Source organism: Sphingomonas azotifigens NBRC 15497 (assembly GCF_002091475.1).
Lineage (GTDB): Bacteria > Pseudomonadota > Alphaproteobacteria > Sphingomonadales > Sphingomonadaceae > Sphingomonas > Sphingomonas azotifigens.
The window spans coordinates 1-12475 of sequence record NZ_BCTR01000054.1; the positions used below are offsets into that span (position 1 = coordinate 1).

Below are 12475 nucleotides of genomic sequence, written 5' to 3' on the forward strand. Positions count from 1 at the left end.
CCGAACGACTATCAGGTCGGCCAGACCGGCAAGATCGTGGCGCCGATGGTCTATGTCGCGGTCGGCATTTCGGGCGCGATCCAGCACCTCGCCGGCATGAAGGACTCGAAGACGATCGTCGCGATCAACAAGGACGAGGATGCCCCCATCTTCCAGGTGGCGGATATCGGCCTGGTCGGCGACCTGTTCACGCTGGTGCCGGAGCTGACCGAAAAGCTCTGATTGGGGTAGGGCATCATGGAAACCGTTCTCCTCCATCGCGAAGGGCCCGTCGCGCGGCTTACGCTCAACCGCCCCGAGGTCGGCAACGCGATCGATCCCGCGCTCGCTGCAGCGCTCGCCAAGGCTGCGCGTATCGTGGCAGCGGACCCGACCGTCCGATGTGTCGTGCTGACGGGCGCCGGGCGGCTCTTTTGCGCGGGCGGCGACCTTGCCGGTATCGCGGCGGCAGGCGACGGCGCCTCGCGCTTCCTGCACGATCTGGCGGACATGCTGCATGATGCGGTGTTTACGCTGGCCACCATGGCGAAGCCCCTTCTCGTCGTCGCGAATGGCCCGGCGGCGGGTGCCGGGCTCAGTCTGGTCCTGCTCGGCGATGTGGCGCTTGCCGCCCGAACGGCGCATTTCACCGCCGCCTATGCAGGCGTTGGGCTGACGCCGGACGGCGGCATGAGCTGGTTGCTGCCGCGTCTGGTCGGGCTGCGGCAGGCCCAGGCCATGCTGCTCACCAACCGTCGCGTTGATGCCGAGGCGGCCGAACGGCTGGGCATTGTTACCCAGACGGTCGACGAGGATGCACTGGACGCCGAGGCACATCGCCTCGCGGCGCGACTGGTGCGGTCGCCATCGGGTGCAATTGGCGCGGCGCGTGGTCTGTTGCTGGAAGGCGCAGTGTCGTCGCTCCGCTCGCATCTCGATCGCGAAGCCGCCACCATCGCAGCGGCGGCCGGAACGGCAGAGGGGCGGGAAGGCATTGCTGCCTTCCTCGACCGACGCACGCCGGACTTCTTGCCGGGCTGAACGCCGCGCAGGTCTGTGCGGCTCAGCCGAGCAGCAATCGTGCGCCGAGCGCCGCGATCAGCGCCGGCACCATCGTTACCGCACCGACCTTCAGGAAGCGCCAGAAGCCGACATCCTCGCCCTCGCGCCGGATCGCCTGCAGCCACAGGATCGTCGCCAGGCTGCCGGTGATCGACAGGTTGGGCCCCAGGTCCACGCCGATCAGCAGCGCATCGACGATCAGCCGCGGCGGATGTGCCTGCGCCACTGCTTCGCTGGCGATCAGGCCCGCAGGCAGGTTGTTCATCAGGTTCGAGGCGACGGCAAGAACGGTCCCGGCCGCCGCCGCGCCCCGCGCCGGGTCGCTCCCGGCGCTGCGCAGCGCCTGCGCGACCATCGCGATCACGCCGGTGCGGTCGAGCGCCTCGACCAGTACGAACAGCCCGGCCACCAGCGGTAGTACGCTCCAGGAGACCGACCGCGCCAGTGCAAGAGGAGAGCGCCGTGCCAGCGCGCAGACGAGCAGCGTGGTCACCAGTCCCGCGAAGCAGGTCGGCAGGCCCAGCGGCTGGTCGAGCGCGGACATGGCGAGCAGCAGCGCAGCCGTCGCCGCGATGCCGGCGAGCGCTGCCTTGCCGCCGCTGGGCAGGGGCTCGCGTGCGACATCGGTAGCGCAGCTGCCCGCCAGCCGGGCACGCTCGGCCCAGCGCAGCATCGCGAAGGTGACCCCAATCGCCGCGAGGGAGGGCAGGGCGAAGGAGCCGAACCATTGCCCGAGCGGCGGCATCTTGCCCCCGTACAGCACGAGATTGGCCGGGTTGGAGATCGGCAGCACGAAGCTCGCCGCATTGGCGATCAGCGCGCAGGCGAACAGCATCGGCAGCGGGTCGGCCTTGGCCTTGCGCGCGGCGGCATAGACGGCGGGGGTCAGCACCACCGCGGTCGCATCGTTCGAGAGGAAGGTCGTGGTGACGATGCCGGTCGCATAGACCAGCCCGAACAGGCGCAGCGTCGAGCCGCGGGCGTGGGCGGCAGCCGCCGCGGCGACCCAGTCGAACAGGCCCTGTTCGCGCGCGGTCTCGCTGAGCAGCATCATGCCGATCAGGAACAGATAGACGTCCAGCCCCTTGGCCACCGCCGTCAGGGCGGCACCGGGCGGCATCAGGCCGAGGAGCAGCAACAGCGCCGCGCCCAGCATCGCCCAGACCGCCTCCGGCCAGCGCAGCGGGCGCGCAATCACCCCCGCGGTAGCGGCGGCGCAGATGCCCCAGGTGGCAAGGATAGCAGGCGTCATGCGTCCCGCGCGGTGCGGGCGCCGGCGCAGGCCGGGCGCAGGATGGCGGCAAAGCCGATCCACAACGCCAGGCTGACCAGCGCGAAGCTGCCGAGGATGTAGAAGGCGGCGCGATAGCCTATCATCTGAGCGAGCCAGCCGCCGATCGCCGGGCTGAGCGAAGCCCCGACACCCTGCACCGTCATCACTGCACCTTGCCCCACATTCACGCGGCCCGTGCCATCGAGCATGCAGGCGACGAGCCCCGGCACCGCGACACTCTGCAGCCCCGCGCCGATGCCGTCCAGCGCCTGCACCGGCCAGACGCCCCAATGCTCGATGAAGCTGCCGGCCAGCAGCCCGCGCAACGGCAGCGCCGCGAAGGAGACCAGCAGCACCAGCCAATAGCCGCGCCCCGCCGCCATCCGCATCGCGAGCAGCGAGGCGAGGATCATCACCGCCTGTGCGACGACCACGGTGGTGGCGGTGAACAGCGCCGCATCGCCCTTGCCCGCGCCGACCACCGCCAGACCATAAAGCGGCAGCATCGCGCCGTTGCCGAGATGGAAGCAGGCGAGCGCGGCGGCGAGGATCAGCAGCGGCTTGGTCTGGAGCAGGGCGGCAAACCCCTCGGCGTGGCTCTCTTCCTTTGCATCCTCCCTGGCCTCCAGCCCGCGCGCGGCGGCGTGGTCGATCGCGCGCTCCGGGATCATCAGCACACAGGTGATCGCCAGCACGCCGAACGCGGCCGCGAGGTAGAAGATCGCCGGCATGCCGAATTTCCAGCCGAGCCAGCCGGAGAGCCCTGCGCCGACCATGTTGCCCGCGTGATTCCACGCCTGGTTGCGCCCGTTCTGCGCATTGAAGCCGGCCTGACGCACCACCCCCAGCGTCATGCCCGCCACCGCCGGGCCGATCGCGGCGCCGGCGATGGCGGTGGCGACCTGGCTCACGGTCACCACCCAGCCGGCCTGCGACAGGAGGATCAGGAACGAGGCGAGCACCGTGCAGATGCCGGTGACGATCACCACCAGCCGTTTCTTCTCGGTATGGTCGATGAACGCGCCCGCCGGCACGGTCATCACCATGCCCGCGACGCCGCCGGCGGTCATCACCGTGCCGATCGGCCCCGCGGTCCAGCCGCGTTGCTGGAGGAACACGCCGAGGAAGGGGCCGATGCCTGCCTGCATGTCCGCCATGAAGAAGTTGAGCGCCTGGAGCGCGCGGGTGGCGCGCCTGCGGTCGCTATCGGGCTGCGCGGTGAAACCTGGAGCCGTTGCCGTTGCCATCCGCGCTGCCTCCCAAAGATCGTGTCGGCCCAACTGCGCAAAGGTTTGAAATATCCGTGACCCCTCTAATTTAGGTTAGCGCTTCCCATCTGCCCGGAGTATTAGCGCGGGCAACGGGTGGGGCATTCGCTGGATTTCCCGCCCGGACCGTCGGCATTGGGGTCCCGGGGAGGTTGCGCCGCGCGGCTCCAGCGCCTACGTCCCGCCACGACTGTTACCGCTACCTTCACGACTGAATCGGAGAGATCTCGCCATGGCGCTGACCGGAGAATTGTTCATCGCATCGAAGCGCGTCGCCCGCGACGGCGGCTTCCGCGCCGTTGCCGCTGCGACCGGCAGCGAGATCGAGCCCAGCTTCAGCACCGCGACGCTGGAAGACGTCGACGCCGCCTGCGCCGCCGCCGAGGCTGCGTTCCTGCCCTATTCGAGCCTGTCGCGCGAGGAGCGCGCCAAGTTCCTCGAAGCCATTGCCGAGGAAATCGAGGCGCTGGGCGACGAGCTGATCGAGCGCGCGATGCAGGAAAGCGGCCTGCCCCAGGCCCGCCTGCAGGGCGAGCGCGGCCGCACCGCCGGCCAGCTGCGCCTGTTCGCCAAGGAACTGCGCCTGGGCGATTATCTCCGCGTCCGCATCGACCATGCGATCCCCGATCGCGCGCCGCTGCCCAAGCCGGACCTGCGCCTGCGCATGGTGCCGCTGGGCCCGGTCGCGGTGTTCGGTGCGTCGAACTTCCCGCTCGCCTTCTCGACCGCGGGCGGCGACACCGCCTCCGCACTCGCCGCCGGTTGCCCGGTGGTGGTGAAGGGCCATCCGGCGCATCCGGGTACGGCCGAGCTGGTGGCGACCGCGATCACCCGCGCGGCGGAGAAGACCGGCATGCCGGAAGGCGTGTTCTCGATGGTCGCCGGTACCGCCAACGAGCTGGGCAGCGCGCTGGTCAGCGATCCGCGCATCAAGGCGGTGGGTTTCACCGGCTCGCGCGGCGGTGGCCTGGCGCTGGTCCGCATCGCGCAGAGCCGCCCGGTGCCGATCCCCGTCTATGCCGAGATGAGCAGCATCAACCCCGTCTTCCTGCTACCGGCGGCGCTGGAAGCCCGCGCCGAGGCGCTGGGCAAGGGCTATGTCGCCTCGGTGACGATGGGCGCGGGCCAGTTCTGCACCAACCCGGGTCTCGTGCTGGCGCTGGAAGGCCCGGCGCTGGAGCGTTTCCTGTCGGCGGCCAGCGAAGCGATGCTCGGCGCGCCGGCGCAGGTGATGCTCACCCCGAACATCCACAAGGCCTATGAGAGCGGCGTGGCCAAGCTGTCGTCGGTCCCGACCGTCGAGCAGATCGCCCAGGGCGTCGAGCCGCAGGGCCCGACCTGTGCGCGCGGCGCGCTGTTCACGATGAAGGGCGCGGACTTCATCGCCGATCCGAGCCATGCCGAGGAAATCTTCGGCGCGACCTCGCTGCTGGTGCGCTGCGCCAGCGTCGACGAGCTGAAGAAGGTCGTCTCGCTGCTCGAAGGGCAGCTGACGACCACGCTGCACATGGACGAGGGCGACGTCGCCGTCGCGCAGGAGCTGCTGCCGTCGCTGGAGCGCCTCGCCGGCCGCATCCTCGCCAATGGCTGGCCGACCGGCGTCGAAGTGACCGACGCAATGGTCCATGGCGGCCCGTTCCCCTCGACCTCGGACGGCCGCAGCACCTCGGTGGGCACGCTGGCGATCGACCGCTATCTGCGCCCGGTGTCGTACCAGGACCTGCCGGAAGCGCTGCTCCCGGCCGATGTGCGGGACGGTGCGGGTGTGCCCGCGCGGGTGGACGGCAAGCCGACCGTCTGAGGATAGCGAGCTGATATTCCCTCACCCTTGCACTGCGGATGCGGCGCCAGGGTGAGGGAAACTGGCCGTATAACCATCGATTGTCAGGCGATGAGATGCGCGCCTATTTTTGAATATGCGCCTACCGATTCTCTGGCCAGTTTTGGTGACAGCGATCCTGCCTACGGCAGCTGTCGCTACTTCTCCCACATTCGTTTCCGTGCCCTTTGTGGGTTGTCGATCCGACGGGCAAATGGGGCCGCAACCTGCACCGATGCGCCATGCCACGCCGCGCGTATCGACCCGCGTCGCGTCGCAACTTGCCTATTATGAGGCGGCGGACGGGATCGGCGTGCTGGCGCCGCGTCGGTGGCATTGCTTTGGAACTTATGGATCAAATGGGTCGGGCCTATTCGTTTCTCCCGCGCGTTTTGATCCGCGCAAATTCTTCTCCGGGCACCCGTTCGGTTCGCGTGCCAGCGCTGTAGAAATAGAGACCAGATACGGTGGTACGTCCGGCCGCTGGGGGGTCGCAGATGCCATCGCGCGCTATTTCCCTGCCTATCGAGGCTTCCTGACCAGCGCGTTCGAAGGCCTTGATCGCGGTCCGCTGCCGTCCGGGCCGTATCCGCGCGATCGGCTGGGCCGGCATGGCGCGAACTTCGTTCGCTACACCACACCGCCGCATGTGAAGGGCGAGGGTACCGCATGGACGTTCGCGCCGTCGGCGGATCCTGTGGAAGGGCTGGCCATGCTTAGCGGTCCTATCTCCGAGCCGGACCTGTTGAACGTTCGCGTCCGTCTGCCCGCGCGCGAACGCGATCTGGCTGCTGTAATTTTCGCTACGGCCGAGGCAGACCAACGGCGGCCGCGATAGTCCGCGGAAGCGTCACCAAAAGCATCCGAATGTCTGCCAAACCGCCATTTCCCTATCAGATCCACACCAACCGCGAACTCGGCCTGATGCTCGCGGGAAAGAAGCCGCTGGCCATGTTTGTCGATGGCGCAGCACGGTTTCCGGAGTGCGTGCTGCGGTATCTGCGCATGTTCGACCGGCATGTAGCGCTGGGGCGCTTTGTTCGCCGCGACCACTTATCCGATGCGTTCGGCGTCTATGCTTCCCACCGCATTCTCTTCGCGTTGCCGCAGGAAGCATGGCGAATCGACGAGATGATCGCATTGAAGGAAAGCGAGCAGTGGACCCGCGAGCACGAACGTCGCGAAGGCGAACTGCTCGGCTACGACGACTGGATGAACGACTATTGGCTCAGCAGCTACTTTGCGCCGCGTTGAATGCAATCAGCAGGGTTTCCGCCTGGGGTGCCGGTGCGAGGTGCAACAGCACTGTTTCTCGCAGTTCGACATCAGGGTGCCGGGCGCAATGACCAGCGAACCATAGCACTTCCGATAACGGTTCCCTGTCGTGCCACGTCGTCAGGATGAAACGCTCGTCCGGAATATCGCCGAAGTTGAAAGCCTCAAGATTCGCCCAGTCGACACTATCGTGCCACGCCTCGGAATCTGTTCCCCATGCGATGAAGTACAGGCATCCGCTTGCCGCCAGCCACGTAGCGATGCCGTTCCTCCATTCGGGAGCGACGCCTTGGTCCGCTACCAGCACGGCTCGGAACGGAACCGCCGGCAGAACTGGCAGCGCGTGTTCGGGTGAGAGGTGGTGATAGGTCACGGGCATCAGAATTCCGGCCAATCTTTCACCTTTGCCCGACGCGCGGCAAATTCGGCTTCCACAGCCTTATTGCTCACCCCTTCGCCGCGCCGAATGGACTGGCGCGCCAGCTCGACCTTCCGTGTCAGGAAGGTCAAATAGCCGTCCCGGGCACCCTCAGAACTTCGCCTCACCATACACCCGCGTGATATCCCCCTTCCAGTCGCCATGGTAGCGATCGAGCAGCACCTGCGCCGGCACCTTGCCGGTCCGCACGATTTCGCGCAGCGGGTCTAGGAAGCCGGACTCGTTGTCGCCCGAGCCGTTCAGCCGGTTCCGCGCCTTGAGCCCCGCGCCGGCGATGTCCAGCACTTCGCCGGCGATGTCCGCCAGCTTGCCGCCGCCGGGTAGCGGCGCATCCAGCGCCAGCTTCGGCACTGCGCTGCGCAGCGCCTCGCGGCCTTCCATCGACCAGCCCTTCACCAGATCCCAGGCGGCATCGAGCGCGCCCGAATCGTAGAGCAGGCCCACCCACAAGGCCGGCAGCGCGCAGATGCGGCCCCAGCGGCCGCCATCGGCGCCGCGCATCTCGAGGAACTGCTTCATCCGCACTTCGGGGAAGGCGGTGGAGAGATGGTCGGCCCAGTCGTCCATCGTCGGCAGCTCGCCCGGCAGGACCGACAGCTCGCCCTTCAGGAAGTCGCGGAAGCTGAGGCCCGCCGCGTCGATATATTTGCCGTCGCGGTAGACGAAGTACATCGGCACATCGAGCGCATAGTCGGCATAGCGCTCGTAGCCGAAGCCGTCCTCGAACACGAAGGGCAGCATGCCGGTGCGCGCCGGATCGGTGTCCGACCAGATATGGCTGCGATAGGAGAGATAGTCGTTGGGCTTGCCCTCGGTGAAGGGCGAGTTGGCGAACAGCGCGGTCGCCAGTGGCTGCAGCGCCAGGCCGACCCGGAACTTCTTCGCCATGTCGGCTTCGCTGGCATAGTCCAGGTTCACCTGGATGGTGCAGGTGCGCAGCATCATGTCGAGCCCGAGGCTCCCCACGCGCGGCATGTGGCGCAGCATGATTTCGTAGCGGCCCTTGGGCATGATCGGCAGCTCGGCGCGGCTCTTGTCCGGCCACATGCCCATGCCGAGGAAGCCGATGCCCAGCCGGTCGCCCACCGCCTTGACCTGCTTGAGGTGGCGGCCGGTTTCGGCGCAGGTGTCGTGCAGGTTCTCCAGCGGCGCGCCCGAGAGCTCGAACTGGCCGGCGGGTTCCAGGCTGATTGCGCCGTCGGGGCCCGATAGCGCGATGATGTTCTCGCCCTCATAGACCGGCTTCCAGCCGAATTCGGTGAGGCCGATCAGCAGCGCATGGATGCCGCCGCGCTCTTCGTAGCTGGGCGCGCGGTGGCTGCCGTCCATCCAGTAGACGAACTTCTCGTGCTCGGTGCCGATGCGCCAGCGCTCCGCCGGCTTCTCGCCCTTGGCGAAATATTCCACCAGCTGGGCGCGATCCTCGATGACCGCCGCGGTCTTGGTCGAAACGGTCTTGGTGCTCATTTTCGCGCCTCTAGCGGTGCCGGCGAAACCACGCCAGCGGATTTTTGTACCGTTCGGTTACCAGTCGCCTGCGGCCCCCATCCACAGGCTCACCGCCGCCGCCGCCGCGGTTTCCGCCCGCAGAATGCGGGGGCCGAGCGCGATGCCGATGGCTTGCGGAACGGCGCGGATCGATTCGCGTTCCTCGGCGTCGAATCCGCCTTCGGGCCCGACCAGGATCGCGGCGGGCCTGGGATGCGCGCGCATCGCTTCCAGCGCGGGCACGCCGCCGGTCTCGTCGGCGAAGAACAGGGCGCGTGTCGAGGGCCAGTCGCGGAGCAGCGCGGGGAGCTTCACCGGCTCGACCAGCTCGGGCAGCGCAGTGCGGCCGCATTGCTCGGCAGCCTCGATCATGTGGGCGCGCAGGCGATCCAGGTTCAGCCGGTCGATCACCGTGCGGCGGGTGAGGACCGGCACGAGGCGCGCGACGCCGAGTTCACAGGCTTTCTCGGCCACCCAGTCGATGCGCCCCTTCTTGATCGGCGCGGCGCAGAGCCACAGATCCGGCACATTCTCGTGCGGGCGGAGCTGCTCGGTGATCTCCAGCGTGAGGTCGCGCTTGCCGACATCGCGGGCGATGCCGAGCCATTCGCCGCTCGTGCCGTCGAACAGCTTCACCGCTTCGCCCGGCTTCAGCCGCATCACCGATCCCAGATAATGCGCCTGGGGGCCATCGATTCGACGAAGCCCGGGTTCGAGCGGGCCTTCGACGAACAGGCGGGGGGCGGATTGCGGCGGCCAGGCGGGGGTTGCGGGCATGGGCGTTGCTGTAGCCGGGCCGTGCCCCTCTCGTCCATCCGGGCGCAGGGTCACTGGCCCTGGTAGCGGATCTTCCAGAGCTTGTAGGGGGAGCCGTCGGGCAGCGCCACGGGCTCCAGCCAGTCTGGCACCTGCCCCTTGGCGAGCTGGGCGTAGAAGCCGACGGGGTTGCGGGCGCGGTAGACGGTCGTTTCGGCCATGTTCGGGCAGAGCAGCAGATAGGCGGCCTGGTGGCGCGCAGCGATCGGGCGGAAGCCGTCGGCGGTGCCGGTAAAGGCGTGGTGGACGTCGAGGATCGCCTGGCCGTTGCGGTGATAGGGGCCGGCCACCGCATTATGGTGCGTCACCACGATCAGCCGCGGGCCGAGATCGACCTGGGTGAACATCGTCGCGGCGGGGATCGCGTTCAGCGTGCGTAGCTGCGAGGTGCGGGTGCAGGCGATGTTCGCCTGGCGCACCTTGTCGCTGCCGGGCTTGGATGCGCTCTTGTTCGCCCAGGGCATCTTCACGCCGCTCGCCGCTACGCCGACGCCGACAAAGGCGAGCACAGCCACGCCGATCCGCAGCCAGAGCGGGCCGCGCTGGACGGCGAGCGGGACTAGGATCCAGATCAGCGCGGTGATGCCCGGTACCGCGAGCAGCTGTGCACCCGGCGCCGCGCGCATCTGCCACAGCAGCATGGCGGCGGCGAAGGCGGTGAACAGCGCGATCGCGACCCAGCCGATCAGCCGCGGGCTGCGCCGCGCGTGCCACACCGCGAGCAGCGCACCGAGCAGGCCCAGCCCGGCGACGATCGCGACCGGCACCGCGGTGTCGGCGGGGTGGCGGTAGATCGGCCGCGCCTCGCGGACGTTCGACAGCCAGACATTGTACAGCTCGTCGGAGACCTGCTCGGGCCGCCCGAGGCATTGCGGAAAGAAATGGACGAAGCCCGCGACGATCAGCCCGCCGGCGACCAGCGCCAGTGCCAGCCGCACCCAGCGCGACGCCGGGTTGGCCAGCGTCAGCGCCACCAGCAGCGCGCCGGCGGCCACCAGCACGCTCAGCCAGACCGGGGTCAGCGCGTCGCACCGCATCGCCTGGTTGGCGTAGGAGGCAAAGGCCGCGAACCCGATCGCCGAGCCGCCACCCAGGGTGAGGCCATAGACCATCAGCCTGGGCCGCTCGGTCGCATCCCATACCCAGCGCAGCGCGAGGATCGCCCCGGCCATCGCGCAGAAGGGCAGCAGCTCCAGCCCGATCGACAGCGAGAAGGCGCTCGCCAGTCCGACCACGGCGCCGCCGCGCGCGCCCTTGGGATCGGCGAGGCCGGCGACGGTCATCGCCAGCGCGGCGAGCTGCCAGCCATGATGGTCGATCCGCAGCGGCGCGTACATCGGCAGCGTCGTCGAGCAGGCGGCGATCAGCAGGATCAGCGCGATCGGCCAGGCCAGTGGCGCGACCAGGCGCCGGACGGTCAGCGCCAGCCCGGTCATGGTGATCGACAGCGGCAGCAGCGGCGCGAGCCCACATGCCCATTTCTCCGCCGTGGCCATGCCGACAAAGGGCTTGAGCAGCAGGATGAGCCCGGCGATCGGGAGGTCGACGATCCGCGACCAGTGGATGTCGAACCCGGCCAGCGCCGGATCCATCCGATACTGGCGCAGATCGTACCAGCCCTGGCCCGCGAGCAGTGCGCGGACCTGCATCAGCCGCATGTTATCGTCGGTGTCGCCGAGGGTCAGCCAGTAGATATTGCCCTGGCGCTGCTGAAGGAACCACACCGCCACGCAGACCCACGCAAACAGGGTCCAGACCAGCCAGTGCCGGTCCAGTTCGTCTCGAAGGCGGACCAGCCGCGTGCTGATGGGCGTCAAAATCGCTTTCCTCGGATGCTGCCGCGCATTAGGGCGAGCCCCGGTCGGAGGGCAAGCGAGATGACGGCAGTATTGCAACGCGTTGAGGCATTGCGCGCCAGTGGCGTGCTGGGCCAGCTGATCCGCTTCGTGATCGTCGGCGGACTGTCGACGGTGGTCTATGCCGGGGTGTACTGGCCGCTGGCCACCTATGTCATCCATCCGGTGGCAGCGTCGGTCGCGGGTTTCTTCGTCGCGGTGATCTTCGGCTATTTTATGCACAGCCGCTGGAGCTTCCAGGGGCACGGGGCCGAGGAGAATGCGGCGCTGAAGATGAAATTCTTCGTCGTGCAGGCCACCGGCATGCTGCTCAACGCGGGCTTCACCTGGCTGCTGACCGGCCCCTGGGTCCATGGACCCACCTGGTGGCCGCTGGTGCCGGCGGTGCTCGTCACGCCCTTCGCGACCTTCGCACTCAACCGTTTGTGGGTTTTCGGCTGAAATGGACCGTATCGTTTACGACCGCATGGCGGCGCATGATTCCACGCACTGGTGGTACCGCGCGCGTCGCGACATCCTCGCCGACTATCTCGCCCGCTATGGCGCGGTGCCGAAGGATGCGAAGATCCTCGAAATCGGCTGCGGCACTGGGCACAATCTGCCGATGCTCGGCGCGTTCGGCGAGGTCGATGCGATCGAGATCGATCCGGCGGCGCGCGAGATCGCCAGCGCACGGCTGGGCAAGCCGGTCGGTTCGTCGCCGCTGCCGGACCTGACGGGGGTGGAGCCCGGCAGCTACGATCTGGTCGCGGTGCTCGACGTGGTCGAGCATATCGAAGACGATGTTGGCGCCCTGCAGGCGATGGCGCGGGTGCTCAAGCCCGGCGGCAAGATCCTGATCACGGTTCCTGCGCACCAGTGGATGTGGAGCGCGCACGACGTGGTGAACCACCACAAGCGCCGCTATTCGAAGCGCACGCTGCTCGCGTCGCTGGAGAAGGCGGGGCTGACGTGGCGCAAGCTGCGCTGGTTCAACTCGCTGCTGTTTCCGGTAGCGGTCGCGGCGCGCTTCGCCGGCAAGCTGATGGGCAAGGACGATAGCGACGATTCGCCGCCGCCCGCGGTGCTCAACAAGGCGTTCGAGACGATCTTCGGGCTGGAGCGGCATTTGCTCGGCCGGCTGCCGATGCCGCCGGGGCTGTCGATCATCGTGCTGGCCGAGCTGAAGGGGTGAGATAGCGCTGCGCCCTTTTCACCCCT

At 68.2% G+C, this 12475-nt stretch carries 14 protein-coding genes; 7 read left to right on the forward strand and 7 right to left on the reverse strand.

Annotated features, from left to right (window positions below; translation table 11 throughout):
* Positions 1 to 222 (forward strand): electron transfer flavoprotein subunit alpha/FixB family protein (locus SAZ01S_RS16930; RefSeq protein WP_218018069.1); only part of this gene is annotated, 222 nt, incomplete at its 5' end.
* Between the two features lie 15 nt (positions 223 to 237).
* Positions 238 to 1020 (forward strand): enoyl-CoA hydratase/isomerase family protein, encoded by a 783-nt coding sequence (locus tag SAZ01S_RS16935; protein ID WP_084583464.1) that lies wholly within the window; start codon positions 238 to 240, stop codon positions 1018 to 1020.
* 22 nt (positions 1021 to 1042) lie between these two features.
* Here the strand turns inward: SAZ01S_RS16935 and SAZ01S_RS16940 are convergent, their stop codons facing one another.
* Both SAZ01S_RS16940 and SAZ01S_RS16945 read right to left on the reverse strand, forming a co-directional pair.
* Positions 1043 to 2293, reverse strand: coding sequence for an arsenic transporter (locus SAZ01S_RS16940; protein ID WP_084583503.1), 1251 nt, complete (start codon positions 2291 to 2293; stop codon positions 1043 to 1045).
* Positions 2290 to 3561: an MFS transporter gene (locus tag SAZ01S_RS16945; protein ID WP_139810121.1), complete on the reverse strand. Its 1272-nt coding sequence runs from the start codon at positions 3559 to 3561 to the stop codon at positions 2290 to 2292. Before SAZ01S_RS16945 ends, SAZ01S_RS16940 begins: the two co-directional genes overlap by 4 nt.
* 253 nt (positions 3562 to 3814) lie before the next feature.
* Between SAZ01S_RS16945 and SAZ01S_RS16950 the strand changes: the two genes are divergently transcribed.
* The 3 genes from SAZ01S_RS16950 (at position 3815) to SAZ01S_RS16955 (ending at position 6655) form a co-directional block, all read left to right on the forward strand.
* Positions 3815 to 5383 (forward strand): aldehyde dehydrogenase (NADP(+)), encoded by a 1569-nt coding sequence (locus SAZ01S_RS16950; RefSeq protein ID WP_084583466.1) that lies wholly within the window; start codon positions 3815 to 3817, stop codon positions 5381 to 5383.
* A 253-nt stretch (positions 5384 to 5636) separates the two neighbouring features.
* A complete protein-coding gene (locus tag SAZ01S_RS23765) occupies positions 5637 to 6239 on the forward strand; it encodes a hypothetical protein (protein WP_139810122.1) in 603 nt (200 codons plus the stop codon).
* A 29-nt stretch (positions 6240 to 6268) separates the two neighbouring features.
* On the forward strand, positions 6269 to 6655 hold the full coding sequence (locus SAZ01S_RS16955) for a hypothetical protein (RefSeq protein WP_084583467.1): 387 nt from the start codon (positions 6269 to 6271) through the stop codon (positions 6653 to 6655).
* On the opposite strand, the gene SAZ01S_RS16960 is transcribed toward SAZ01S_RS16955, so the two are convergent.
* The 5 genes from SAZ01S_RS16960 to SAZ01S_RS16975 are packed head-to-tail and all read right to left on the reverse strand — an operon-like array spanning position 6630 to position 11236.
* Positions 6630 to 7055: a DUF7684 family protein gene (locus SAZ01S_RS16960; protein ID WP_245824971.1), complete on the reverse strand. Its 426-nt coding sequence runs from the start codon at positions 7053 to 7055 to the stop codon at positions 6630 to 6632. The genes SAZ01S_RS16955 and SAZ01S_RS16960 overlap by 26 nt on opposite strands.
* Entirely contained in the window at positions 7055 to 7186 is a 132-nt protein-coding gene (locus SAZ01S_RS24600; RefSeq protein WP_281252165.1) for a hypothetical protein, read from the reverse strand. Before SAZ01S_RS24600 ends, SAZ01S_RS16960 begins: the two co-directional genes overlap by 1 nt.
* Before the next feature lie 19 nt (positions 7187 to 7205).
* A complete protein-coding gene (locus SAZ01S_RS16965; RefSeq protein ID WP_084583468.1) occupies positions 7206 to 8582 on the reverse strand; it encodes a glutamate--cysteine ligase in 1377 nt (458 codons plus the stop codon).
* Positions 8583 to 8639: 57 nt separating this feature from the next.
* A complete protein-coding gene (locus SAZ01S_RS16970) occupies positions 8640 to 9380 on the reverse strand; it encodes a 16S rRNA (uracil(1498)-N(3))-methyltransferase (protein WP_084583469.1) in 741 nt (246 codons plus the stop codon).
* A 50-nt stretch (positions 9381 to 9430) separates the two neighbouring features.
* A complete protein-coding gene (locus SAZ01S_RS16975) occupies positions 9431 to 11236 on the reverse strand; it encodes a hypothetical protein (RefSeq protein ID WP_084583470.1) in 1806 nt (601 codons plus the stop codon).
* A 60-nt stretch (positions 11237 to 11296) separates the two neighbouring features.
* Between SAZ01S_RS16975 and SAZ01S_RS16980 the strand changes: the two genes are divergently transcribed.
* Together SAZ01S_RS16980 and SAZ01S_RS16985 are read left to right on the forward strand one after the other, a co-directional pair.
* On the forward strand, positions 11297 to 11716 hold the full coding sequence (locus SAZ01S_RS16980; protein WP_174596144.1) for a GtrA family protein: 420 nt from the start codon (positions 11297 to 11299) through the stop codon (positions 11714 to 11716).
* Between the two features lies 1 nt (position 11717).
* A complete protein-coding gene (locus SAZ01S_RS16985) occupies positions 11718 to 12449 on the forward strand; it encodes a class I SAM-dependent methyltransferase (RefSeq protein ID WP_084583472.1) in 732 nt (243 codons plus the stop codon).
* Positions 12450 to 12475: the final 26 nt, after the last annotated feature.